The 22,579-nt window shown below is 68.5% G+C and carries 24 protein-coding genes; 15 read left to right on the forward strand and 9 right to left on the reverse strand.

Features of this window, described 5'->3' with window-relative positions; genetic code table 11:
- Positions 1-347 precede the first annotated feature (347 nt).
- Positions 348-1,595, reverse strand: coding sequence for an alpha/beta hydrolase family protein (locus LVY72_RS19790; RefSeq protein WP_237825670.1), 1,248 nt, complete (start codon positions 1,593-1,595; stop codon positions 348-350).
- Between the two features lie 97 nt (positions 1,596-1,692).
- Between LVY72_RS19790 and LVY72_RS19795 the strand changes: the two genes are divergently transcribed.
- From LVY72_RS19795 to LVY72_RS19820, 6 genes are all read left to right on the forward strand, one after another.
- Positions 1,693-2,181 (forward strand): hypothetical protein, encoded by a 489-nt coding sequence (locus tag LVY72_RS19795; RefSeq protein ID WP_237825672.1) that lies wholly within the window; start codon positions 1,693-1,695, stop codon positions 2,179-2,181.
- 14 nt (positions 2,182-2,195) lie between these two features.
- Positions 2,196-2,627, forward strand: a complete 432-nt coding sequence (gene msrB / locus LVY72_RS19800) for a peptide-methionine (R)-S-oxide reductase MsrB (protein WP_237825859.1) — start codon at positions 2,196-2,198, stop codon at positions 2,625-2,627.
- Between the two features lie 197 nt (positions 2,628-2,824).
- Complete coding sequence (locus LVY72_RS19805) at positions 2,825-4,273, forward strand: DUF6421 family protein (protein ID WP_237825680.1); 1,449 nt, start codon at positions 2,825-2,827, stop codon at positions 4,271-4,273.
- On the forward strand, positions 4,270-5,019 hold the full coding sequence (locus tag LVY72_RS19810; protein ID WP_237825687.1) for an SDR family NAD(P)-dependent oxidoreductase: 750 nt from the start codon (positions 4,270-4,272) through the stop codon (positions 5,017-5,019). The genes LVY72_RS19805 and LVY72_RS19810 overlap by 4 nt, the downstream gene beginning before the upstream one ends.
- Before the next feature lie 38 nt (positions 5,020-5,057).
- A complete protein-coding gene (locus tag LVY72_RS19815) occupies positions 5,058-6,122 on the forward strand; it encodes a threonine aldolase family protein (RefSeq protein ID WP_237825860.1) in 1,065 nt (354 codons plus the stop codon).
- Between the two features lie 74 nt (positions 6,123-6,196).
- The gene (locus LVY72_RS19820; protein WP_237825689.1) at positions 6,197-6,799 is read left to right on the forward strand and encodes a DUF3000 domain-containing protein; all 603 of its coding nucleotides are present in this window, start codon (positions 6,197-6,199) and stop codon (positions 6,797-6,799) included.
- Here the strand turns inward: LVY72_RS19820 and LVY72_RS19825 are convergent.
- Positions 6,796-7,263: an SRPBCC family protein gene (locus LVY72_RS19825; RefSeq protein ID WP_237825691.1), complete on the reverse strand. Its 468-nt coding sequence runs from the start codon at positions 7,261-7,263 to the stop codon at positions 6,796-6,798. The two genes, LVY72_RS19820 and LVY72_RS19825, sit on opposite strands and share 4 nt — an antisense overlap.
- Positions 7,264-7,355: 92 nt before the next feature.
- Here LVY72_RS19825 and LVY72_RS19830 point away from each other — a divergent pair, with 92 nt between their 5' ends.
- On the forward strand, positions 7,356-8,693 hold the full coding sequence (locus tag LVY72_RS19830) for an HRDC domain-containing protein (protein WP_237825698.1): 1,338 nt from the start codon (positions 7,356-7,358) through the stop codon (positions 8,691-8,693).
- Between the two features lie 46 nt (positions 8,694-8,739).
- Here the strand turns inward: LVY72_RS19830 and LVY72_RS19835 are convergent, their stop codons facing one another.
- Positions 8,740-10,536, reverse strand: a complete 1,797-nt coding sequence (locus tag LVY72_RS19835; protein WP_237825706.1) for an alpha-amylase family glycosyl hydrolase — start codon at positions 10,534-10,536, stop codon at positions 8,740-8,742.
- A 256-nt stretch (positions 10,537-10,792) separates the two neighbouring features.
- On the opposite strand from LVY72_RS19835, the gene LVY72_RS19840 reads away from it, so the two are divergent.
- Positions 10,793-11,092 (forward strand): DUF4193 domain-containing protein, encoded by a 300-nt coding sequence (locus LVY72_RS19840; RefSeq protein WP_237825708.1) that lies wholly within the window; start codon positions 10,793-10,795, stop codon positions 11,090-11,092.
- 149 nt (positions 11,093-11,241) lie between these two features.
- Positions 11,242-11,529 (forward strand): hypothetical protein, encoded by a 288-nt coding sequence (locus LVY72_RS19845; protein WP_237825710.1) that lies wholly within the window; start codon positions 11,242-11,244, stop codon positions 11,527-11,529.
- Between the two features lie 17 nt (positions 11,530-11,546).
- Here the strand turns inward: LVY72_RS19845 and LVY72_RS19850 are convergent, their stop codons facing one another.
- Positions 11,547-12,872: an ammonium transporter gene (locus LVY72_RS19850; RefSeq protein ID WP_237825712.1), complete on the reverse strand. Its 1,326-nt coding sequence runs from the start codon at positions 12,870-12,872 to the stop codon at positions 11,547-11,549.
- 196 nt (positions 12,873-13,068) lie between these two features.
- Here LVY72_RS19850 and LVY72_RS19855 point away from each other — a divergent pair, with 196 nt between their 5' ends.
- Positions 13,069-13,215 (forward strand): type II toxin-antitoxin system Phd/YefM family antitoxin, encoded by a 147-nt coding sequence (locus LVY72_RS19855; protein ID WP_237825714.1) that lies wholly within the window; start codon positions 13,069-13,071, stop codon positions 13,213-13,215.
- A gap of 100 nt (positions 13,216-13,315) precedes the next feature.
- Positions 13,316-13,717, forward strand: a complete 402-nt coding sequence (locus LVY72_RS19860) for a type II toxin-antitoxin system VapC family toxin (RefSeq protein ID WP_237825716.1) — start codon at positions 13,316-13,318, stop codon at positions 13,715-13,717.
- A 156-nt stretch (positions 13,718-13,873) separates the two neighbouring features.
- Here LVY72_RS19860 and LVY72_RS19865 read toward each other — a convergent pair whose 3' ends face one another.
- The 5 genes from LVY72_RS19865 to LVY72_RS19885 all read right to left on the reverse strand — a co-directional run bounded on the left by LVY72_RS19865 (position 13,874) and on the right by LVY72_RS19885 (position 19,447).
- Positions 13,874-14,875 carry an AraC family transcriptional regulator gene (locus LVY72_RS19865; protein WP_237825717.1) on the reverse strand — a complete coding sequence of 334 codons (1,002 nt, stop codon included), beginning with the start codon at positions 14,873-14,875 and terminating at the stop codon, positions 13,874-13,876.
- A 68-nt stretch (positions 14,876-14,943) separates the two neighbouring features.
- On the reverse strand, positions 14,944-16,047 hold the full coding sequence (locus LVY72_RS19870) for an LLM class flavin-dependent oxidoreductase (RefSeq protein WP_237825719.1): 1,104 nt from the start codon (positions 16,045-16,047) through the stop codon (positions 14,944-14,946).
- Between the two features lie 39 nt (positions 16,048-16,086).
- On the reverse strand, positions 16,087-16,569 hold the full coding sequence (locus LVY72_RS19875) for a flavin reductase family protein (protein WP_237825720.1): 483 nt from the start codon (positions 16,567-16,569) through the stop codon (positions 16,087-16,089).
- A 181-nt stretch (positions 16,570-16,750) separates the two neighbouring features.
- Entirely contained in the window at positions 16,751-17,581 is an 831-nt protein-coding gene (locus LVY72_RS19880; RefSeq protein ID WP_237825722.1) for a cyclase family protein, read from the reverse strand.
- Between the two features lie 150 nt (positions 17,582-17,731).
- Positions 17,732-19,447, reverse strand: coding sequence for a thiamine pyrophosphate-binding protein (locus LVY72_RS19885; RefSeq protein WP_237825724.1), 1,716 nt, complete (start codon positions 19,445-19,447; stop codon positions 17,732-17,734).
- A gap of 151 nt (positions 19,448-19,598) precedes the next feature.
- On the opposite strand from LVY72_RS19885, the gene LVY72_RS19890 reads away from it, so the two are divergent.
- The 4 genes from LVY72_RS19890 (at position 19,599) to LVY72_RS19905 (ending at position 22,504) form a co-directional block, all read left to right on the forward strand.
- Complete coding sequence (locus LVY72_RS19890; protein WP_237825726.1) at positions 19,599-20,957, forward strand: MFS transporter; 1,359 nt, start codon at positions 19,599-19,601, stop codon at positions 20,955-20,957.
- A 221-nt stretch (positions 20,958-21,178) separates the two neighbouring features.
- Complete coding sequence (locus tag LVY72_RS19895) at positions 21,179-21,715, forward strand: DoxX family protein (RefSeq protein ID WP_237825728.1); 537 nt, start codon at positions 21,179-21,181, stop codon at positions 21,713-21,715.
- A 245-nt stretch (positions 21,716-21,960) separates the two neighbouring features.
- Positions 21,961-22,119, forward strand: a complete 159-nt coding sequence (locus tag LVY72_RS19900; RefSeq protein WP_237825730.1) for a hypothetical protein — start codon at positions 21,961-21,963, stop codon at positions 22,117-22,119.
- A complete protein-coding gene (locus LVY72_RS19905; protein ID WP_237825731.1) occupies positions 22,112-22,504 on the forward strand; it encodes a hypothetical protein in 393 nt (130 codons plus the stop codon). Before LVY72_RS19900 ends, LVY72_RS19905 begins: the two co-directional genes overlap by 8 nt.
- The last annotated feature ends 75 nt before the right edge of the window (positions 22,505-22,579 follow it).

Consider the following 22,579-nt stretch of genomic DNA (forward strand, 5'->3'; position numbering starts at 1 on the left):
ATGCAAAGGTTGAAGGGTAAACATGGGTGGCCGGCCGGCCGCGCCGGTCCGGGCCGGGCGGCGGAAACGAGCCGATCCGGATCCAGCGGCGGGGCCCGCCCAGGCCGCTTCCGCGATGGCCGGACGCCCGGTCCTTGGGCCGGCCCGGTGCCCCCGTGCCTCCGTGCCCACTCTCGGACCTCCGTGTACAGCTTTACACTTCAAGCATCCCGTTGACTTGGGGATTTGCAGAAGTTGAAGCGTAAACGTGGGGGCGGGGGAACCGCCGGGCCGGGCGGGGCGGGGGCGGGGGCTGGCACCGGGCAGGGCCGGACCGGGAGGCTTCGCGCCGGGCCGGGCGGGCGGACCTAACCGGCCGGCAGTGCCAGCACCCGGGACAGCCAGCCGGTCACCGCACGCTCCCAGTGCTCCGGCTCGGCATTCCACTCCTTGGTGTGCCCCGGGCTGGAGAACCGCTCGAAGGTGACCAGCCCGGGATTGCGTTCGGCCAGTTCCGCGGACGGCCCGTACGGAACAAAATCGTCATGCTCGCTGTGCAGGATCAGGGTCGGCACGGCCAAGTGGTCCGACCGGGCAACCCAGTCCAGCAGTTTCAGGTCCACCGGCGCGGCCAGCCCGGTCACCACCCGGCCGGCCCGGTTGGAAATCAGCCACTGAGAGAAGCGGCCGACGGTCTCCGGAATCCGGTTCAGCTTCGCCTGGTACGCCAGCACGTCCACCCAGTTGATCACCGGCGCATCCAGCACCAGCGCCCGGATCCTGTCCCGGTAGACGGACTGGTCCGCCGCCTGCAGGCTCACCGCGGCCCCCATCGACCAGCCGAACAGCACCACGTCCTCGGTCCCCTGCGCCAATGCGTAGCCGATGGCCGCCTCCACGTCGCGCCACTCGGTCAGTCCCAGCCCGTAGCGCCGGTCCGGCGCGTGCGGGGCCTCGCCGTCGTTGCGGTAGGAAATGAGCAGGGAGGCCAGGCCCAGGCTGCGGGCAGTATGCACGGCGCGCAGGCCCTCGGTCCGGGTGGCCCCGCGTCCGTGGACCATGATCGCCCAGGTGCGCGCCTCCTGGGCCGCCGGGACCAGCCATGCCGGCGCGTCGCCGCCTTCGACTGCGATCCGCACCTCGTCGGCGGCCAGGCCGAGGGCTGCGGGATCCGGGTAGGCCGAGCCGCCCCACCAGCCGCGTACGGCGCGGGCCAGATCGCCGGAGTAGACACGCTCGACCTTGCGCTGCACCGTGCCCTCGCGCGGCGAGTAGGAGGTCACTTCACCGACCCGGGCGTGCCCCGCGCCGGCGTCGAAATACACGCTGTAGACCCCGGGCGCGGTGGTTTCCGCGGTGGCGGGCAGGATGATTTCCCGGTCCGGCCCGGAGCCGACGACGGCGAGGATGGCCAGATCCTGCGGCCGCTCCCGGACCGGAGTGAGCACCTGGCGGGCGAAATAGGAGGCGAGTCCGGAGGTGGCCCCAGCCACCAGCGAGCCTGCGGCCGCCCCGCCGGCGGCGCCGAGCAGCGCCCACCGGGCCCATGGCACCGTCCGGGTTCCGCCGTCCGCCGCCGTTCCGGCCTCTGCTGAAGGTGCACGCAAGACGTCCATAGGACTATTCATACCCCATCACGGTGCCCGCCTTCTGCCGGTGCCCGGCAGGCCGCGCCTGTTGTCCCGGGACGATCCTGCTGGCTAATCTGAGCGCATGAGCGAAACGGTCGTGGTCCTCACCGAAGAGCCGCTGAACGATGCCGATACACAGAACCTGCGGCTGCTGGCAGCCGACGATACGGTGTTCACGGTTCTGATCCCTGCCGACACCCGGCGCAACCTGCTGCTGGACTTCCTGGACCGGCTGAGCCTGCTGGAGGTGGGCAGGGCGTTCCGGGACCTGCTCCATGGCCAGCCCAAGCCGGCAGAGGCTCAGCTGGCGGCGGATGAGGCACAGCGGCTGTCCGTGGACGTGCTGGCCCAGGCCGGCCTGTCCGGCACCGTGGAGGTGGTGGACGACGACGGCGTCACCGCCCTGGTGGACTACGTCAAGAACCATAACGTCGACCGTGCGGTGGTCATCACCACGCCGCACGCGATGGAGGACACCTTCCACCGGGATTGGGCCAACCGTGCCCAGGAGAAGCTGGGGGTCCCGGTGCTGCATCTGTATTCCGGCACGGGATACATTGGGGACTCGTGAGCGTTGAAGAGAGCATGAGCGAGAAGAGCGAAGCAAGCACCCCGGCCACCGTCACCAAGAGCGACGAGGAATGGCGCCGCGAGCTGACTCCCGAGGAGTACCACGTGCTGCGCCAGGCCGGCACCGAACGCCCCTACACCGGCAAGTACTGGGACAGCCATGCGGCCGGTGTCTATAAGTGCCGGGCCTGCGGCGCCGAACTGTTCACCAGCAAGGAAAAGTTCGACTCGCACTGCGGCTGGCCCTCCTTTTTCGCCCCGCTGGCCGAGGGCCGGGTCCGCTACCTGCGGGACGGCACCCTGGGGATGGAACGCATCGAGGTCCGCTGCGCCGCGTGTGATTCGCACCTGGGCCACGTCTTTGAGGGCGAGGGCTACCCCACCCCCACGGACCAGCGCTATTGCATCAACTCCGTCTCGTTGACCCTGGTCCCCGCCGACGAATAGGACCCCGACAGCAGAAGCTCCTGCGCAGGACAGCGAAGCCCGGCCACCGCGAGCCGGGCTTCGCCATCTCCACCGCCGTTCGCCCGAAGCATTAGACTTGCTAATGAAACAGGTCATTTGGAATAAGCAGTCCTTTTGTATTGCTACGCTCGCAGCATCAGCAAGTCCACCGCTGCGCCTATGAAAGGCAGGACACAATGACCATCACCGCCGACGGTTCCGGCACCGCCGACGCACGCTCCCGGTTTGTTCCCGCAACCGCCAGCCTGGCCGCGCATCCGGCGTGGCTGCGCTTGAAGGCCGCCGCCACCGCCCTGCGGCTGCTGCAGGCCGCCGACGGCTCCGTGCCGGATCCGGCAAACCGTCCTGCCGCCGCCGGACATGCGGGCACCATCGTCGCCGCGGTCGAGGAGTTCGCCCCCCTGCTGCCGCACGACGCGGCCTACCTGGCCGCGCTGGCGGCAGACTTCCGCCGCTGGGCCGGAGCGGGGTTCGGCGTCCCGGACTTCCTGGACTCGCTCAACGCGTTCCAGCCCCAGCTGGTCCGGCAGGACGGCCTGGTACACCTGGTGGTCTTCCCGATGTACACCCAGAACGGCAGCCCGGACCGGCTCCTGGAAGCCGTGCTGGTGGAGGTCATCTGGCCGGAGTTCGTCGCCGGGCTGGAGGCCGGAGACTACTCGAACAAGCTTTTCGTGCCCATCCGCTTCCTCGACTTCACCGCCGGCTACGACACCAACTCCGCGGTGCTGTTCCCGGAGACCGTGGCCATGCGCGAAACGCCTGCCTTCACCTGGGGCGCCATTTTCGCCGACCGGGAGGCTGCCCGCTTCCGCCGGGTGCTGCGTGCCGCCGCACAGATCACCTCGCTCGAACTGCCGGAGGAGGCCGCCGCACTGCTGGAGGACCAGCAGCTGGCCGAGGAAACCTTCGTGATGTGGGACCTGATCCACGACCGCACCCACATGCGCGGGGACCTGCCCTTCGATCCGTTCATGATCAGGCAGCGCATGCCATACTTCCTCTACTCCTTGGAAGAGTTGCGCTGCGACCTGACGGCGTTCCGCGAGTCCGTGCGCATCCAGCACGACGCCGGCGCCCCGGAGGCGGCCCGCCGGCACGCCGTACTGGTCCAGTATGCGGTGATCTTCGACCGCATTTTCCGTTTCGCCGTCACCGGCAAGCGGGTGCGCAATTACGACGGCCTCGGCGGGCAGCTGCTGTTCGCCTGGCTGCACCAGCACCATGTGCTGCACTGGACAGACGGCAAGCTCAGCCTCGACTGGGAATCCGTGCCGGACGTCGTGGTTGCCCTCGGCCACGAAATCGAGGAGCTCTACTGGCGCTCGATCGACCGGCCGAAGACGGCCCACTGGCTGGCCGCCTACCAGCTGCTCACGCGGACGCTCACCCCGCACCCGGCCTCGGTCTGGGCCAAGGGGCCCGATGCCCTGCCGCTGGCTGGCCCGCCCCGCGAGCTGACGGACCTGGTCCTGGATGACGAGTTCCCGCTGTCCATGTTCTACGAAGCGCTGGCGAAGAAGCTGCGCCCGGTGATCGAGTCCACCGCCGGCATCACCGGCAGGACAGCCGGCAGGACAGCCGGCAACGGCATGGGTACCGCCGGTACGGGCGCGGCCGCATGAACGGGCCGCTGGACGGGCTGCGCGTAGTCGTGGCCGGCGCGGCCAGTGCCTCCGGCCAGGCGGTGGCGGGAGCGCTCACCGCAGCCGGTGCCGCCGTCGTCGCCGTCGGCAGCAATCCGGAACGCCTCGCGAAGGCCTTTGCCCCCGCCGGCACGGCAGATCCTGCCGTGGCCACCTACACCTGCGACCTGGCCGATCCCGGCGCGGTGTCGGCCCTGGCGACGGCCGTGCGCGCCGAGCAGGGCCCGGTGGACGGGCTGATCCACCTGGTCGGCGGCTGGCGCGGCGGCGGCGGACTGGGCGGCCAATCCGACCAGGACTGGGACTTCCTGCACCACGGCATCATGACCACCCTGCGCAATACCACCCGGACCTTCTATCCGGACCTGGCTGCCTCGCCGCGCGGACGGGCCGCGATCGTCTCCGCCACCGCGGTGGATTCGCCCACCGCCGGCGGCGCCAACTACGCCGCGGTGAAGGCGGCGGCGGAGACTTGGATGCGCGCCGTCGCGCAGGGCTTCCGCCAGGACCAGACCAAAGCCGGGGAAGCCGCCGAGCCGGGCGCCCTGCACTCGGCCGCCGTCGTCTTTGTGGTCAAGGCACTGGTGGACGACGGCATGCGGGCCGCCGAACCGGAGCGCAGCTTCGCCGGCTTTACCGACGTCGAAACCCTGGCCGCGGCGGTCCGGGACCTGTTCACCACCGACGCCGCCGAGCTGAACGGAAGCCGGCGTAAGCTGGCCTGAGGAATACTGGGACCGTGACCAATCCAACCGTGACTTCGATGACATCTGCCCCACTGCACGATACCGGCCGGCGCGGCTTCGCCTCGGATAACTACTCCGGCGTGCACCCGGAAATCCTGCAGGCCCTTGCCGCCGCCAATGGCGGACACCAGATCTCCTACGGCGAGGACGACTACACCGCCCGGCTGCAGGAAGTCGTGACCGGCCACTTCGGCACCGGGGCGCAGGCCTTCCCGGTATTCAACGGCACCGGGGCAAACGTGACCGCCCTGATGTCCCTGCTGCCACGTTGGGGAGCCGTGGTCTGCGCCGCCACCGCCCACATCAATGTGGACGAGAACGGCGCCCCGGAGCGCGTAGGCGGCATCAAGCTGCTGGCCGTGCCCACCGGGGACGGCAAGCTCACGCCCGGGCTGATCGACCGCGAGGCCTGGGGCTGGGGCGACGAACACCGCGCCCAGCCGCTGGCGGTCTCGATCACCCAGAGCACCGAGCTGGGAACCCTGTACACGGTCGAGGAGATCCGGGCCATTGCCGACCACGTCCACGGCCGCGGCATGAAACTACACATGGACGGCGCCCGCCTGTCCAACGCCGCGGCCGCCCTTGGTGTGCCGCTGCACGCGTTCACCCGGGACGCGGGAGTGGATGTGGTCAGCCTGGGCGGCACCAAGAACGGGCTGATGTTCGGTGAAGCCGTTGTGGTCTTCGACCCGCAGACCGCCGAGTCGCTGAAGTACCTGCGCAAGATGAACATGCAGCTGGCCTCGAAGATGCGTTTCGTCTCGGCCCAGCTGGTGGCCCTCTATGAGGGCGACCTGTGGCTGCGCTCGGCCTCGCACGCCAACGCCATGGCGTCCCGGCTGCGCGCCGCAGTGGAGGATATCGACGGCGTCACCCTGACCCAGGCCACCGAGTCCAATGCCGTCTTTGCCGCGCTGCCGCCCGGCTGCGCGGACCGGCTGCGCGGAAAGTTCCGGTTCTATGACTGGAACGCGGCCACGGGCGAGGTCCGCTGGATGTGCTCCTTCGACACCACCGAAGCGGACGTGGACGCGTTCGCCGCAGCCATCCGCGAAGAGCTTGCCGGGGGTGCCCGGTGAGCCGTCCGGGAATGCCCCGGCCGTGACCGGCGAGCCTGCCGCCGTGTCCGCGGCCCCCAGCCTAAGCTGGCTCAGTGAGTTCGACCGGTGACCTGAGCGCGGCCCCCGCAGCCTTCCTGACAGCATTGGCGGCACTGCGCCGGGCGCAGTGCCGCCCGGAGCTCAATCTCGCCGAATTGCCGGCGCCGTCCAAGCTCGCCCCATATGCGGTGGCACTCGAAGCCGTGGTCACCGGCAGCGCCACCGGGCTGGCCGGGGACCCGGACACGGAGCTTGCCACCGGGCGGTTTATCCTGCTCTATGACCCGCAGGGCCAGGAGGTCTGGGGCGGCGACTTCCGGATCGTCACCTACATCCGGGCCGAACTCGAGGCGGACATCGGCAAGGATGAACTGCTCGGTTCGGTGGCCTGGGCGTGGCTGGTGGAAGCGCTGGAAAACCACTGCACCGGCTACCACAATGCCGGTGGCACGGCCACCCGCATTCTGTCCCAGAGCTTTGGCACCATGGCCGGCAGCCAGGACGCGGTCAATATCGAACTGCGGGCATCCTGGACCCCGGATTCGGCGGACGTCCAGGCCCATTTGGAGGCCTGGTCCGAGATGGTGTGCACCTTCGCCGGGCTGCCGCCGCTGCCGGACGGCGTGCTGTCCCTGCCCAATCGGCGGCGGAACTAGCCTCGCGGCCCGGCCGCGAGGGCCCGGCGCAGCTTGTCGAAGCTCTCCGTCCAGCCGTCGCGGTGCAGCGCGAGCCGTTCCTCGCTGGCAAACGCACCCTGCACCAAGCTGATTCGCGTTGAACCGCCGACGGCGTCCAGGACGAGCGTGACCACCGTTTCCCGGTCATCGGGCGTGGGTTCGTCCCAGCGGAACGTGTAGCCTAGGCGCCGCGGCGGGACCAGCTCGATGAATTCACCCGAGAGGTGGAACAGCTCGCCCTCGGGCGGCTGCATCGCCAACCGGAAGTGGCCGCCAACTTTCAGCTCCAGCTCGATTTCCGGTGTGCTGAAGCCGTGCGGCCCCCACCATTCCGCCAGCCCGGCCGGTGTTGTCAGCATGGCGAAGACGCGCTCCCGCGGCGCCTCGACAAGGCAGGTCAGCGTCAGCTGCAGCCGCCCGTGTTGCCCGTGTTGCCCGTCCATAATCCGACTCTGGCACTTGGCGGCCGGTTGCGGAAGTCAGCGGTGCGGCCCGCGCGGGTATCGGTGGCCAAAGGGCTTAAACTGGAGGGACCATGACCTCTCTGACTTCGGATTCTCCTGCCCACAGCACCAACGGCGGAGCGGGTGAAAGCGCCCAGGCCGCGGATCCGGCGTCGGAGCCGGCCCTGGTCCTGCTCGCCGAACCGCGGGACGGTGTCCCACTGGTAATCAACACGCCGAGCGGCCTTGAGCGCGCCGCCGCCGCGCTGGCCGCAGGCACCGGTCCGGCAGCCCTGGACGCCGAGCGCGCCTCCGGGTTCCGCTACGGACAGCGGGCCTTCCTGGTCCAGATCCGGCGCGAAGGTGCAGGCACCTGGCTGATCGATCCCGAGCCGTTCGGAAACCTTGCGATCATTGATGAAGCCCTGCGCGGCGTCGAATGGATCCTGCATGCGGCCACCCAGGATCTGCCCTGCCTGCGCGAGCTCGGGATGAACCCGGACAAGCTTTTCGACACCGAACTGGCCGCGCGCCTGGCCGGCCTGCCGCGAGTGGGGCTGGCCGCTGTGATCGAGAACCTGCTCGGTTTCACCCTGGCCAAGGAGCACTCGGCGGCGGACTGGTCCACCCGGCCGCTGCCCGAACCGTGGCTGCGCTACGCCGCCCTCGACGTCGAGGTGCTGGCCGAACTGCGCGAAGCCTTGATCGCCAAACTGGAAGCGGACGGCAAGCTCGGCTACGCCGAAGAGGAATTCGATGCCCTGCGCACCGCTCCCCCGGCACCATCCCGTACCGATCCGTGGCGGCGCACCTCCGGCCTGCACCAGATCCGCGACCAGCGCCAGCTGGCCGCGGCCCGCGAACTGTGGATCGAACGCGAGCAGCTGGCCGAAAAGCGCGACGTCGCCCCGGGCCGCCTCATTCCGGACTCCGCCATCGTGGCCGCCGCACGGGCGATGCCCCAGACGGTGCCGCAACTGCTGGCCACCAACGGATTCCACGGCCGTGCCGCCAAGCGTGAGGCCCCGCGCTGGCTGCGCTGCATCGCCGCCGCCCGCCTGAGCACCGACCTGCCGCCGCTGCAGACGGCCACCAACGCCCCGCCACCGCCGCGTGTCTGGGCGGAGAAGGACCCCGAGGCAGCTGCGCGCCTGCAGACCGCCAGGCCGCGGATGGCCGCCTTGGCCGAGCAGCTGGGCATGCCGGTGGAGAACCTGCTGACCCCGGACTACCTGCGCCGGGCCGCCTGGCGGCCCCCGGCCGACATCACGGTGGAATCGGTGGCCGCCAGCCTGGCAGAGCTGGGCGCACGGCACTGGCAGGTGGAACTGACCGCGCCGGTCCTGGCCGAGGCCTTCGCGCACCCGGAACCGCTGGAGGAGAAGAAGGACAACGGGCGGCACCGCAACGGCAGGGCGTCGGCCCAGTAGCTGACTCGGTCTGCCCTGGTCCGGGCCCGTATCTGCGGCCTGCTGCTTAGGCGCGCGCCAGCAGCCGGATTTCCATCGGCTGCAACCGCAGGGGCACCGACGCCAGTCCGCCGCTGACCGCCACCTGTGCCGGTGCGCCGGGCGCCGGCTTGTTCGTGAACAGGTCCGCGAAGGTACTGCCCGCCGGATTCAGCGTGCTGTCGACCAGCACGTGCCCGGTCCAGGCCTCCGAGGTGTTGGTATTGGCCGCCACAACGATCTCCGTGTCGTTGAGGATCCGCGAAAAGGAGACAATGCCGCCGGCGAACTCCGAGATGCCGAAATCCCGGCCGTTGCCGGACACGGGACGGAAATACTGCCGTCCATACCGCAGTGCCGGTTGGGCCCGGCGGACCAGGGCCAGCCGCCGGATGCTCTGGTAGAAGGCATGACCGGGGTCGAACGCACCGGGCCTTCCCCAGAGGGCTTCCCGCACGGCCTCCAGGACACCGCCGGCCCCGTTCAGCCCCTGCTCGGTCCCGTAATAGAGGCAGGGAATCCCCTGCAGGGCGAACAGGCAGCCGACGGCCAGGGTGAGCTGGTCATCGAACCGGTGCGGATCGCCGGGACCGGTGAAATACAGCCGCTGGTGCTGGTCGTGGTTGTCCAGGAAAGTCACGAAGAACCTCCCGGCATCGCCGTGCGAGCTCAGGATCCCGCGCTGCACCTCCTTTCGGTGCGCATACAGGTCTGCGAGCGCGGAGGGCGGCTGCAGCCCCTTGGCCACCCACGGCAGCGCGTAGAACAGCGGGAAATCCAGGGCGGCGTCGACGCCGATGAGATCCGACGAATCGCTGGCGGTATTCCGGCCGATGTACGCGGCGATCTTTTCCTCGCTGTCCCAGATCTCGCCGAAGGTGAAGAAGTTCTGCTTGCCGATGCTCAGTGCATATTCCCGGATGGCGTTGCCGAATACCCGTGCGAATTCCGGTTCGATGAACTTGAGGGTGTCGATCCGGAACCCGTCGGCGTCGAACTTGGCGATCAGGTATTGGTGGGCCCGGATCAGGACATTGCGGAGGAACTCCGAGCGCTCGGTGGCGAACTCCTTCAAGGATGCGAAGTCGCCGTCGCCCTCTCCCTTCATCAGACCCTGCCGGCGGAAGTAGTTGTTGCCCTGCAGTTCGTGCGGCCACACCAGTCCGGCGGGAGAGGCACCGGTGGCTCCGGCGGCATCCGGCCAGTCGGCCCGGCCCTGCCCGTTTTCGTCCCGCCACCGGACCGGATAGGGAACATCGCTGAAGGGCGCCTCCGACGTGCCGCTGTTGCCGTCCCGGACGTATTCGAAGACGTCGCCCGCATGGTTGAGTACCACGTCGAAAATGACATACAGGCCGCGGGCATGGGCTGCATCCACCAGCTCGCCCAACTCGCGCTCGGCCAGACCGGGGTCATGCTGGGCGGCAACGGGGTCGGACGCCAGGCGCGGATCGATCTGGAGGAAGTTCTGGATCCCGTACCCGTGGTACGTCCGGCGGTAGCGGCAGTTCATCTGGACCGGCGAGAGCCACAGTGCCCCGACGCCCAGTTCCTGCAGGTAGTCGAGCTTGTCGCGGACCCCGTTCAGCGTTCCGCCCTGGAAGTCTTCGGTGGTGTCGTCCCAGTTCCGACGCGGCTGGGCCTGGGGGTTGTGGAAGCGGTCGGTCAGTATCTGGTAGATCCAGACATCCCGCCAGTCCTGCGGCGAGGGGAACGGCACCGGTATCTGCCGGTGCCCGCCGGCGGCCGCAACGCTGTGCTGCCGGGCTGTATGTGATTGCCTGAAGGCGTCGTCGACCTCGGGGCCGAAAACCGATGTGGTCATGATCCGTCCTTGCGTTCGGGGCTGTGCCGGAGACGGCGTCCCAACGCCTGAACCCTAAGGTCCCCGCGTTATTGGACCGTTACGGCCGGTACTGTCGCGGGAAACAGGTCGCGGTCATCACGAGGCGCCGCAGGCGCAAATAACCGGAGCAGCCCGCTCGGAGCGGGAATAAGCCTGTGCCTGGCCGTGTTGGGCAGCTAGGATCGGACACTTACAAACCGTCCGGCACAACCCCACAGGAGTTTGAGACCCACCGATGGCCACCGATTACGACGCTCCCCGCACCAAGGACGAAGACCAGGGACACGAATCGCTCGAGGCACTGAAGTCGCAGCGGCACGGCGCGCAGACCGCACAGATCGACGTCGAGGACGCCGATACCGCCGAAGGCATCGACCTGCCCGGCGCCGACCTCTCCGGCGAGGAACTGATCGTCCAGATCGTCCCGCCGCAGCAGGACGAATTCACCTGCGCATCCTGCTTCCTGGTCCGCCACCAGTCCCAGGTCGCCCGCGAAAAGGACGGCGCCAAATACTGCCGGGACTGCGAAGGCTGACAGCGACTCGCTGAAGCAGTTGCCGGATTCACGGCAGGAACCCTCGAGAGCGATAACCTGAAGACGAAGCGGGGCCCGCAGTGTGCACGGCGGGCCCCGCTTCGCCACGCCGGCGGCTCAGCTACCCTCTAGGATCCAGTTTCTCCGTGATGCCCTTTCGCACCCTCCTGCACTATCCCGCCGTCCGCCTTGTCCTCGAGACGGCCGGTGCCGCACTCGTCCTGACCATCGGCGTCGAAATGATCGCCCATGCGAACGGCAGTACCTGGGCCCCGCTCATCGGCGGACCGGCGATTACCCTCGCCGGAGCCCACCTCATCATTCTCGCCCGTGCCTGGCACGACCACCTTGGCAGGGCCGCGAAAGCCCGAAAGAATCCGGCTGACGGCACGGCCGGCCCGCAGCCGGCCGAGGCGCGGTCAGGCACCGGGCAGTAGCGGACATTACCAGCGCTTTAGACGCCAGCCATCTCCTGCTCCCGCTGCTGGACGCCCTCCGGGCGCTGCAGCTGGTGGGAGGCCGGATGCACATGGCCTTGGCCCAGCCCGTCGAATTCGTAGGCGGTCTCGGCATGTTCGGACACGTCCACGCCGGCGATTTCGTCGTCGAGGCTTACCCGGAAGCCGATGGTGCGGTGGATGGCCAGGCCGACGGCGGCGGTCACCAGGGCGGTCAGCGCCACGGTGACGAGGACGGCGACAACCTGCGCCAGCAGTTGCTGGAACCCCCCGCCATAGAAGAGCCCGCCACCCTCGCCGTTCACCGGCAGTGCGATGAAGCCCAGCGCCAACGTGCCGATCAGACCGGCCACCAGATGGACGCCGACAACGTCAAGCGAATCATCAAAACCGAACTTGTACTTCAGGCCCACGGCCCAGGCGCACACGGCTCCGGCGGCCAGCCCCAGGGCCACCGCACCCAGCGGGCTGACATTGGCGCAGGACGGAGTGATCGCGACCAAACCGGCAACGACGCCGGAGACGGCCCCCAGGGAGGTGGGATGGCCGTCGCGGAACTTCTCCAAGACCAGCCAGCCGAGCATGGCGGCAGCCGGCGCGGCCAAGGTATTGATCCAGATCAGTCCGGCCTGCCCGGCCGTCGTCGCCGCACCGCCGTTGAAGCCGAACCAGCCAAACCACAGGATCGCCGCGCCGATCATGACCAGCGGAAGGTTGTGCGGACGGTGCCCCGGATCCTTGCCGAAGCCGTGGCGCGGGCCCACGATCAGGGCCAGGACCAGCCCGGCGACGCCTGCGCTGATTTCGACGACGGTGCCGCCGGCGAAGTCGATCACCTGGCCGAAGATGGAACTGAGGGCGCCGCCGGGGCTGAGCAGGCCGCCGCCCCAGACCATGTACGCGAGCGGGCAGTAGACCAGGGTGACCCAGATCGGGACGAAGGCGGCCCAGGCGCTGAATTTGGCCCGGTCGGCAATGGCACCGCTGATCAGGGCCACGGTGACGATCGCGAACGTGGCGCCAAAACCGGCCTGGATCAGCTCGGTGCCGGAGAGGTTGGCCAGCCCGAAGCTGGTGAACGGATTGCCGAACAGCCCGTCGACGCCGTCGCCGGTGGCCATGGAGTTGCCCCACAGGATCCAGAGGACGCCGACGATACCGGCGGAGACGACGCTCATCATGATCATGTTGAGTGCGGCCTTCATCCGGGTCATGCCGCCGTAGAAGACGGCCAGTCCCGGCGTCATGAACAAGGCCAGTCCGGCCGACACCATCATCCAGACGTTTCCGGCCGTGATCTCCACCCGTGCGTCCCTTCCCATCAGTCCCACCGCACCGGGGCGGCCTCCCTGCCCGTGCTGTCCATCAAGGTTCGCGCACCCATGTTTCAGGCTGTGAGGTGGAAAGTTACGGGCAGGTCACAGAAAATCCGGGTTTGTAAAGACCGCATCACCGCATTGTTTCGGCCAGGTAAACGAGGTGCGGCCCGAAAGTCCACATCGGACCTACGATCAGAGCATGACGACCGTGGGAATTCGGGAGTTGCGGAACATGACCTCATCGCTGCTGGCGCGCGCCCAAGCCGGCGAGGTTATCGTCATTGCCCGCCACGGCGTCCCCATAGCCAAACTGGAACCGCCGGGCCGGAACTGCAGCCGTTCCTGACCAAGGAAGAGCTGCTCTCGTTGCCATTGGCCGATCCGGGCATGAAGCGGGATCTTGAGGAACTCGTCGGCGATACCACCGACGATCTCGGCCCCATCCGGTGACAGCTGACCGGGCGCTGCTGGACACCAGCGTGTTCGCCGCCCTCGAGAGCGGGCGTCGGCTCGACGCCTCCCCGTTGCCCGAAGAAATGTACGTCAGCGTCATTGCGCTCGGAGAGCTGCATACCGGAGTCCTCGCTGCCAAGGACACCGACACGCGGGCCCGTAGGCTGCAAACGAGGGAATTCCTCGCCAGGTTCCAGACCCTTCCGGTTACGGCTGAAGCGGCACGCCATTGGACAAGGCTGCGCTACCGGCTGGCGGAGGCAGGACGCCGCATCAATGTGAACGACCTCTGGATCGCATCAACCGCGTTGGCCCGCGATCTGCCAGTCGCCACTCGAGATCGCGACTACGACGTACTGGAAGGTTTGGGCGGCCCGGACGTCCTCCACCTCTGAACCAAACCTCCTGCAGGCGCAACCGTCTTCGCCGTCATTCGACGCTGGGGGCCAGACGGAGGTCGCCGGCCAGCAGGAAAAGCCGGCGCTTAATCCGGGTCAGCAGCCCTGAAGGCCTCGACATGCAAGGACGGATTCGCCCGCTGCGCACAGAGCCTAGCCGCGGGCCCGGGCCAGTGTCACCGACGGGGTTTCGCCGAACTGCTGGGTGTAGTAGGCAGCGAAGCGTCCCAGATGGGTGAAGCCAACCCCGGTGGCCACCGCCGCGACCGTTGTCCGCTCCGCCGTCGAACGTTCGGACAGCAGCGTGTGTGCGCGGTCCAGGCGGATGTTCCGCAACAGCAGCGACGGCGTGGTGCCCAAGTGTTCGGTGAAGACCGCCTGCAGCTGCCGCGGACTGATCCGGACGGCGGCGGCGATCTGCTCCACGGACAATGGCTCGGTGTGGTGCTGCTCCATGTACCGGCGGGCTTGGCGCAGGTAGTCCGGGCCCGGGACCTGATGGCCCCGCACCGCCAACTGCAGGTGCGGGGCCAGACCGACGACGGCGGAGGCCAGCAGGGATTCGGACAGCGCCCTGACCGTCAGCGGATCGGCGTCCAGGCCGCTGTCGAACTGCCGGCAGGCTCCCACCCAGCTGGCGGTGACGTAGTCCGGCGCCGCCAGCTGCAGCGGCCGGTCGCCGGAGAGCGCCAGCGGCCCGTCCAGCGGGACCCCGAGGATACCGGCCACGCTCGCCTCCAGGACACCGACGTCGGCCGCACCCACCAAGGCGCCGGATTCCGGGTCCGGCTCCATCCGGGTGGGCCGGTCGGAGCTGAGTGCGAACGGCGTGGTGGCCATCCAGCTGTGCCCGCCGCATTCGACCAGCATCGGCCCGAGCGGGAACACGATCAGCGCGCGACGGCCCGAGGGCGGGCTGGCCACGGTCAGCTGCGCTCCGTAGGCCACCAGCACCAGGCTCAGCTCCCCCAGCCGCAGCCCGTTGACGGTCCCGTCCAGGCGCCGGCCATCGTGCAGGATCAGCTGGTGGTGCTCCGCGGTCAGGTCATTGACCGCGTCACGGATTTCCTGCGGATCGGCGCTGCGGGCCAGCGGGTGCGCGGCCAGCAGGTGGGCCGGCGGCTGCGCCCCGACGTGCTCGGCAACAACGCTCATGTGGATCTCCCGGCAAGCAGCATCGATCAACTATACCGTCTCGTGACGGACGTCACTAGTGCTCCAGCTCAGGCCTTGGGCCGCACGCCCATCGCCTCGAGCCGCGGCAGCACTTCTTCGGCGAAGTACGGCAATTCATCCGCGTAGTCCACGAACGCCACCGTCATCCCGTCGAAGCCTGCCCGGTGCACCGCGGCAATGCCCTCGGCGACGTCGTCGGGTGTGCCGAAGATGGGCAGCGAGCCGTGGCCGGAGGCGAACCGCGAGCGCATCGTGGCCAGCATCTCGGGGGTGAAGGACTGGGCGTGCAGGCCCTGCAGGCCCATCAGGTAGTCCACCGCTCCCCAATCCGCGTTCTCTTCCGCGTAGTAGTGCACGAACTCCTCGGCCTCGGCCCGGGTGGGCCGGCACACCACGTGCCCGAGCGTGAAGACCCCGACCTCCCGGCCGTGCTCGGTGCGGGCCTGCTGCTTCAGCCCAGCGGCAATGCCGCTGCCGGTTTCGGCGTCCGGGATGATCGTGAAGACGAAGTCCGAGTTCTTCGCGGCGAAGGAACGGCCCTGCCCGGACGAGCCGGCGTTGAGCACCGGGACGCGGCCGCCGGCCGGCTTGGGTTCCGACTCGACGTTCTTCAGGTGGAAGTACTCGCCATCGTGGTCGAAGATGCCCTGCTCGGACCAGGCCTCGCGGACCACGTCCCACCATTCCTGGGCGAAGGCGTAGCGCGCATCGTGTTCCTGCGGCATGTCCACGCCCATGGCGTTGTATTCGGGCTGGTTCCAGCCGGCCACGATGTTCAGACCGGCGCGGCCACCGCCGCCGAGCTGGTCCAGGGTGGCCATTTGCTTGGCGGTCACCAGCGGGTGGTTGAACGCGGTGTGGATGGTGGAGAACACCGAGATCCGCTGCGTGGAGGCCAGCAGCCCGGCAGCCCAGACAATCGGGTCGAGCACGTGGCCGTGGAAGTTGGTGTCCCCCTTGTAGCCGATCCAGCGGGCGATCGGCAGCAGGAAGTCGATGCCGGCCTCATCGGCGATGCGGGCCATGCGCAGGTTGTCCTCCCAGCTGGCGCTCCAGCGCTTGTCGATCTTGGTGACGGCCAGTCCGCCGGAGCAGTTGGCCGAGAAGAGTCCGAGCTTGAAGCCGCGGCGGTCGAGGATGGAGCGGGTCATGGTGTCTCCTTTGACAGTGGTTGGGCTGTGGGTGGTGTATCAGCGGTTCAGGTGTTCGAGGGTCAGGGGGTCGAACTCGTCCGCGCCGTCGATCGCCAGGACCTGCCCGACCAGGATCAGGTGGTCCCCGCCGTCGTACCGGGCCCAGAGCCTGCAGTCGAGGCGGATGCCGGCGATCGCCAGCGACGGTGCCCCGACGGCGCTCTGCCCGGTGGCCAGGCCGGCGAACTTGTCCCCGCCGCGTGAGGCGAAGCGCGGCACCAGATGGGCGTCCGACTCGGCGAGCACGTGTACCGCGAACGCCTCGGTAGTGCTCCAGGTGGCAATCGCCCTCGATCCCCGGTCCGCGCACCAGGACACCAGCGGGGGCTGCAGCGAGACGGAGGTGAAGCTGTTGCTGACCAGGCCCGCCGGCCGCCCGTCGGTTCCGGCTGCGGTGACGACGGTAACCCCGGTCATCCAACGGCGCATCACGCCGCGCAGGGTGCCTGGGGCGATGGTGTCTGGGCTGAGCGTTGCCATGTCGTCCTCCTGGGGGAAGCGGGGTATGGCTTAAATTCTTCCGAGCGGCGGCTGCTGCGCCTATCCGATCCCGGCAGACTCCTATCCGCTTTGCGTGATTGGCGTCACAGAACGACGACGACGCCCGGGGTTCCGCTGTTAGGGAACTCCGGGCGCCGTCGTCACTGGTCCGGGCGCGGCGCTACGGCTGCTTCGGCACGAACGCCAGCACCCGCGCCGGGCTGCCGGTCCCACCGACGATCGGCAGCGGCGCGACCACGATCATGGCGCCCCGGACCGGCAGCTGGGCCAGGTTCTGCAGCGAGGTAATGCCGTATTTGTCCGCCCCGAGCAGGAAATGGTGCATCGGGAAGGGCGGATCCAGCAGGGCCGCATTGCCGGCATCGATGCCCACGGTCTCCACGCCGAAGCCGGCGATGCCGGTGTCCTCGGCCAGCCATCGGGCACACGCGGCCGTCACGCCCGGGGTATGCGAACCGGAGTCATCGGCATTGAGGAACTTCTCCCGGTCGGCCGCGTACTGGTCCCAGCCGGTGCGGAAGAGAACCCAGCCGCCGTCCGGCAGCGGACCGTGTTCGGCTTCCCAGGCTTCGATATGGCCGATATCCAGGAGGAAGTCCGGGTCCGCGGCGGCCTCGGCAGCAAAGTCCAGGACCACGGCCGGGCCGGCCAGGCGCGGCAGCGGGATGTCGGCGACGTCGTGGCTGCCGCGCCCGGTGATCCAGTGGATCGGCGCGTCGAGGTGGGTGCCGATGTGCTCGCCGGTGTGGATGTTGGCGTGCTTCCAGAACGGACCGGGATCGTTGTACTCGCTGACCGTTTCCAGGCTGAAGTCGATCAGGTTGGCAAACGGCGCCGGCAGTTCCAAGGTCGGGGTGCTGCTGCTGAGGCGGTTCGTCAGGTCGACGATCTCCACCTCGCCGGTGGACAGTGCGGCGAGGAAACCGGCGACGGGACCGGCCTGCTGATCGGCCGGGTCGACGGCGGGGGTCCGTACGGTGTCTTGGGTCATCTCAATCAACTTTCGTCGGTTGTGCTGCGGTCCAGGTGCATCGATTCTTGCAACGGCGCGGACCGGCAGGCTAGCCGATCCGCGCCGTGTTGTAGCCGCTTTGCGCAGTCTTGAGCGGCCTTGCGCCCGCTGGGCGCAGATGGCGCAGGCTCAGTGCCCCTTGAACGCCTCCGCCAGCCACCAGGCGCCGCCGTCGGAAGCGATCTTCGCATCGATCACCAGCGGCGCCGTCCGCGGCCCCTCCAGCCAGGCACGCACCCCGGCCAGGTCCGCCTCGGAGCGCACGGTGACGCCGTCGGCCCCGTAGCCGCGGGCAATCGCGGCGATATCGGTGTCCGGGAAGGTGACCGTGGACAGATCCGCCGGATCCGGCCCGTCGTGGCCGGCTTCACCGAAGTGGTGTACCTCGGCGCCGTAGGCGGCGTCGTTGTAGACGATGCACACCAGCGGCAGGCCCAGCCGCACCGCGGTTTCCAGCTCGGAGATGCCCATCAGGAAGCCGCCGTCGCCGGTGCCCAGGACCGGGAGCCGGTCCGGGCGCGCAATGGCCGCGCCGATCGCGGTGTACAGCCCGAGGCCGATGGATTGGAAGGCCTGGGTGAAGCAGAAACCGAACTCGTCCGGCACCTCCAGGTACTGGCTCGGATAGCCCATGAAATTGCCCGAGTCCACCGAGACGATCCGTTCCGCGGGAAGCAGCGCATCCAGCCGCTTGCTGAGCAGCCGCGGGTCGATCCGCCCGCGCCCCTCGTCATTGGCCGTGGACAGGTCCTCGGTGCGTACGTCCTGCCAGCGGGCCTCGGCCTTGATCCGCCGGCGCACCTCCTCGGTGCGGTACTTGGTTGCGGCAGCCCCCCGGCCGCGCAGCACCTCCAGCACCGCCGTGGCCGTCTCCGTGCTGTCGCCGAGCACGCCCAGGTCCACCGGACGGTTGGCGCCCAGGGCAGAATCCTCCAGATCCACCTGCACCACCTTGGCCGACGGGCCGATCAGCCGGCCGTGGCGCATGGTCCACATGTTCAGCGCGCAGCCGAAGCCCACCACCAGGTCCGCCCCGGCGATCAGTTCGGCCGCCAGCGGCGAGGAGAAGCCGCCGGAAATGCCGAGGTTGAATTCCTCGCCGTTGAACAGGCCCTTGGCCACGGCCGAGGTGGCCACCAGCGCGCCCGACTGGGCAGCCAGTTCCAGCAACTGCTCCCGGGCGCCGCGCCCGCCGCGGCCGGCCACGAAGACCGGACGCTCGGCGGCGGCAATGAGGTCGGCCAGCGCCAGCACCGACGCCTGGCTGGGACGCACCGGTGCCGGTCCGGCCACCGGGCGCAGCCCTACGCCGTCGAAAGCGGCGGGGGCGGCGGCCGCCTGGACGTCCAGCGGCAGGTTCAGCACCACCGTGCGCCGTTCGTTGACCGCGGTGCGGTAGGCGCGCACGACGTCGTCGACGGCGCTGGCGGCCGAGTGCACCCGCTCGGCGACCGCGCCGACGCTGCGGGCCAGGCCCAGCTGGTCCATGGCGAAGTTGGACCGGACCGCGGCCCCGGCGGTCTCGGCAGCCAGCACCAGCAACGGCGTGCGGCTCTTGGCCGCCTCGCCGATCCCGGTGGCGGCATTGGTCAGCCCGCAGCCCTGGTGCACGGAGACAATGCCCAGCCGGCCGGACATCCGGGAATAGGCGTCCGCCATGGTCGCGGCACCGCCCTCGTGGCGCGCCGCGGTGAACGGCACCCCGGCCGCGCGCAGGGCATTGGTGACCTCGAAATTGCCGCTGCCGACCACCCCGAAGGCATGGCCGGCGCCGAGCGCGGCGAGAGTTTGTCCGACAAGGAGGGCAACGCTGCCAGCTGGGGCGGTGCCATGGGATTCTGTCATGGTGTCCTCTGGGTTGGGTTCCGCCGGCAGAAGGGTGCCGGGAAAGTCGACCGGATCATTTCTATCGATCAGTTGTAACGGCCGTCAATACCTGTACATAATATGACGCGGATCACAAATAGTCTCCTGTTCCCCACGAGTAAGGAATTTGATGGCTCACACGAGCTCACCGGAGTGGAACATTCCGCGCCGCACCACCTCTACCGTACTGTTCGCCTGCTGGCTCGCGATCCTCGCCGAAGGGTACGACGTCGGCGTGCTCGGCGCGGTCCTGCCGGCCCTGGCCGAACACAAAGCCTGGGACCTGACTCCGCTGCAGCTGGGCGGGCTGGGGGCCTACGCCCTGATCGGCATGCTCTTCGGCGCGCTGTTCATCGGCACGCTCAGCGACCTCGTCGGCCGCAAGAAGATGCTGCTGGCCTCGATGCTGATCTTCACCCTCACCCAGCTCGGTGCCGCGCTGGCTCCCACCCCCGAGCTCTTCGGGCTCTTCCGCCTGCTCGGCGGGCTGGGCATGGGCGGTGTCATCCCGGTGGCCGCGGCCCTGACCATCGAGTATTCGGCACCGAAGAAGCGCTCGTTCAACTATGGCCTGATGTACTCCGGGTACTCGCTGGGCATCGTCGCCTCGGCGCTGGTGGCCATGGCACTGCTGCCGGCGCTGGGCTGGCGCTGGGTGATCGGCGCCGGCGCCCTGCCGCTGATGGTGCTGCCGGTGATCATGCTGATCCTGCCCGAATCCCTCGAATACCTGGTGGCCAAGCGGCGCTACCGCGAAGCCGATCGGCTGGCCTCGCGCCTGGGCATCAGCGGTTTCGACGCGCAGGCCATGGCGCCGGTGGAGCAGATCCAGGAACCTTCTTCCTCCTGGAAGCAGGTTCTGGCCGCCATGTTCTCGCCCCGGTTCCTGCGCTCCACCGTGTTTTTCTGGATCTCGCTGTTCTGCGGCATGGTGCTGGTCTACGGACTAAACACCTGGCTGCCGGCCATCATGCGCAAGGCCGGCTACGATCTCGGCTCCTCGCTGACCTTCCTGCTGGTCTTCAGCCTCGCCTCGGCCATCGGCGGCCTGGTGCTGGGCCGCGCGGCCGACCGCTACGGCCAGAAGCTGATCCTGGTCCTGTTCTACCTGCTCGGCGCCGGCGGCATCCTGCTGCTGATGTTCCCCAACAACCTGCTGGTGAACCTGCTGTTCGTAGCCTTCGCCGGCATCGGCTCCATTTCGACGTCGCTGGTGCTCACCGGCTACATCGCGGACTACTACCCGGCCAATGCCCGTGCCACCGCCACCGGCTGGGCGCTGAGCTTCGCCCGCATCGGTGCCATCTCCGGCCCGCTGATCGGCGGCTGGATCGGGTCGGCCAACCTGCCGTTCGAATGGAACTTCATGGTCTTCGCGCTGGTCGGCATCCTGGCCGCCGCCGCCGTGGCACTGATCCCGAAGACCAGGCCCGCGGCCGACGCCGTCCAGCCGGCCGGGGAACAGGAAGCCGCGCCCGCGCGGACCTGAGGCCCCTCACTCCGCGTACTCCGCACGCGCGCCGGCGCCTTTGGATCCGCTGCTGCGGAACCGAAGGCGCTGGCGTCGTGCTGCGGCAGTCGCTGCCTCCGGGTCACCGCGGCTGCTACGAGGTATGCCCTTGCGCACCCAAGGATTCTGCAAGGACAGCTACCGATGATGGATGTGTCAATATTGATGGCGCCAGGCAACCTCGTCCAGAGGAGAGTCTTATGTCCGCTCCAGCCGGCTTCAGCTACACGGGCAACGACGCCGCCCTGCGGCGCACGGCAGTCACCGTCCTGCGCGTTGGCACCGGCATCATCTTCGTCGCCTACGGCTGGCAGAAGATCAGCACTAATATCGATCCCGGCGTGACCGGCTACTTCACCTACCTCAGCGTGCCCCTGTCCGGGCTAATGGCACCTCTGATCGCCTATCTGGAGTTCCTTGGGGGCATCGTACTGTTCCTCGGGCTGCTGACCCGGCCCGTGGCACTGCTGTTCGTCTGCGACATGACCGGAGCGTTGTTACTCGTACACCTGCCCGCCGGCTTATTCGTGGAGGTAAACGGCTTCTCTCAAGTACTGATCCTCTCGGCCGCATCGCTGGCGATCGCCCTAAAGGGACCGGGTCCCTGCTCGCTGGACCGGATCCGTTGGGACCGGCAGCAATGGAAAGCGTCAGTTCCGGCCCAAGTACAGCCCAAGCCAGGCCTTGATTCGCCGCGGCACCCGCCAACCGTCACGGTCGGTAGCACACAGCCGTGACCACATACCAACGTCTTTCAGCGGCCGCAGCAGGGCCGTTTACGCGAGGTGTCCGCGGATGGCTCCTCCAGCATAGTGACCTAGACTTCCTGGTCGGCCTGGACATAACATCACGGCATCGGCCCGGGGACGAGCCCACCTTCAACGGCGAGCACTTCCCAAGGTCATCCTCGGTCAGCACCTCGATACTTAGGATGAAGACCCACTGCGGCTGCTGCCGCACCGACCTAGCGGAGGGCTGGACAATGGCAGAGAGCACTGGAACCCGCCGCTGGCACCAGTCCAGGCAAGTCCTCTCCGATGTGCTGGAGACCGCCGAACGCCACATGGCCGTCTACGGCCGGTACGTGGCCCGGATCCATGCCGAGCTGGAGCTGCACGTTTCGGAGCCCGCTGGTGCTTGAGTTCTGGGCCCAGTTCAGGGAGTCGCCGCTCTGGACCGGCATCACCTGGGCCATGGTGCTGTCATACCTGGTGTACTTCACGCTCCTGGTCACTTACCGGATGTCGGTCAGGGGTACCCGCCGCTCCTACATGACCGCCTCCATGCTCAACGCTCTGGGACTATCGCTGGCGTCCGCCTACCTCTTCGCTGCGGCGATCAACATGGCAGGGGCAAGGCTGTTCACCGGCACATTCAACGCCATCATTGCCTACTTCATCCTGCGCTACTGGCTGACGATCAAGGACGAGGACAACTGGTGGAAGGGCCGCGGAACGAAGATCCGCCGTTGGATCCGCAGCCTCTCGGCCGGAACGAAAACCGTAGCGGCCGGCGCAGCCGGCTGACGTCCCGCTGCCCGCGGCCGCCGCCGTCCCGCACCGTCCGGCAGCCGCGCACCCGAAGCGGGCCATGCGGAAATC

This window comes from Arthrobacter hankyongi (genome assembly GCF_022012395.1).
Classification (GTDB): Bacteria; Actinomycetota; Actinomycetes; order Actinomycetales; family Micrococcaceae; genus Crystallibacter; species Crystallibacter hankyongi.

Excerpts from the sequence above, each read along its gene's own strand:
- LVY72_RS19880 (WP_237825722.1), bottom strand. The coding sequence starts at position 17,581 with ATGACCCAAGACACCGTACGGACCCCCGCCGTCGACCCGGCCGATCAG.
- LVY72_RS19855 (WP_237825714.1), top strand. The coding sequence starts at position 13,069 with ATGACGACCGTGGGAATTCGGGAGTTGCGGAACATGACCTCATCGCTG.
- LVY72_RS19875 (WP_237825720.1), bottom strand. The coding sequence starts at position 16,569 with ATGGCAACGCTCAGCCCAGACACCATCGCCCCAGGCACCCTGCGCGGC.
- LVY72_RS19885 (WP_237825724.1), bottom strand. The coding sequence starts at position 19,447 with ATGACAGAATCCCATGGCACCGCCCCAGCTGGCAGCGTTGCCCTCCTT.
- LVY72_RS19830 (WP_237825698.1), top strand. The coding sequence starts at position 7,356 with ATGACCTCTCTGACTTCGGATTCTCCTGCCCACAGCACCAACGGCGGA.
- LVY72_RS19850 (WP_237825712.1), bottom strand. The coding sequence starts at position 12,872 with ATGGGAAGGGACGCACGGGTGGAGATCACGGCCGGAAACGTCTGGATG.
- LVY72_RS19825 (WP_237825691.1), bottom strand. The coding sequence starts at position 7,263 with ATGGACGGGCAACACGGGCAACACGGGCGGCTGCAGCTGACGCTGACC.
- LVY72_RS19810 (WP_237825687.1), top strand. The coding sequence starts at position 4,270 with ATGAACGGGCCGCTGGACGGGCTGCGCGTAGTCGTGGCCGGCGCGGCC.
- LVY72_RS19840 (WP_237825708.1), top strand. The coding sequence starts at position 10,793 with ATGGCCACCGATTACGACGCTCCCCGCACCAAGGACGAAGACCAGGGA.
- LVY72_RS19845 (WP_237825710.1), top strand. The coding sequence starts at position 11,242 with ATGCCCTTTCGCACCCTCCTGCACTATCCCGCCGTCCGCCTTGTCCTC.
- LVY72_RS19895 (WP_237825728.1), top strand. The coding sequence starts at position 21,179 with ATGTCCGCTCCAGCCGGCTTCAGCTACACGGGCAACGACGCCGCCCTG.
- LVY72_RS19890 (WP_237825726.1), top strand. The coding sequence starts at position 19,599 with ATGGCTCACACGAGCTCACCGGAGTGGAACATTCCGCGCCGCACCACC.
- LVY72_RS19790 (WP_237825670.1), bottom strand. The coding sequence starts at position 1,595 with ATGGACGTCTTGCGTGCACCTTCAGCAGAGGCCGGAACGGCGGCGGAC.
- LVY72_RS19795 (WP_237825672.1), top strand. The coding sequence starts at position 1,693 with ATGAGCGAAACGGTCGTGGTCCTCACCGAAGAGCCGCTGAACGATGCC.
- LVY72_RS19870 (WP_237825719.1), bottom strand. The coding sequence starts at position 16,047 with ATGACCCGCTCCATCCTCGACCGCCGCGGCTTCAAGCTCGGACTCTTC.
- LVY72_RS19900 (WP_237825730.1), top strand. The coding sequence starts at position 21,961 with ATGGCAGAGAGCACTGGAACCCGCCGCTGGCACCAGTCCAGGCAAGTC.
- LVY72_RS19865 (WP_237825717.1), bottom strand. The coding sequence starts at position 14,875 with ATGAGCGTTGTTGCCGAGCACGTCGGGGCGCAGCCGCCGGCCCACCTG.
- LVY72_RS19805 (WP_237825680.1), top strand. The coding sequence starts at position 2,825 with ATGACCATCACCGCCGACGGTTCCGGCACCGCCGACGCACGCTCCCGG.
- LVY72_RS19815 (WP_237825860.1), top strand. The coding sequence starts at position 5,058 with ATGACATCTGCCCCACTGCACGATACCGGCCGGCGCGGCTTCGCCTCG.
- LVY72_RS19835 (WP_237825706.1), bottom strand. The coding sequence starts at position 10,536 with ATGACCACATCGGTTTTCGGCCCCGAGGTCGACGACGCCTTCAGGCAA.
- msrB (WP_237825859.1), top strand. The coding sequence starts at position 2,196 with ATGAGCGAGAAGAGCGAAGCAAGCACCCCGGCCACCGTCACCAAGAGC.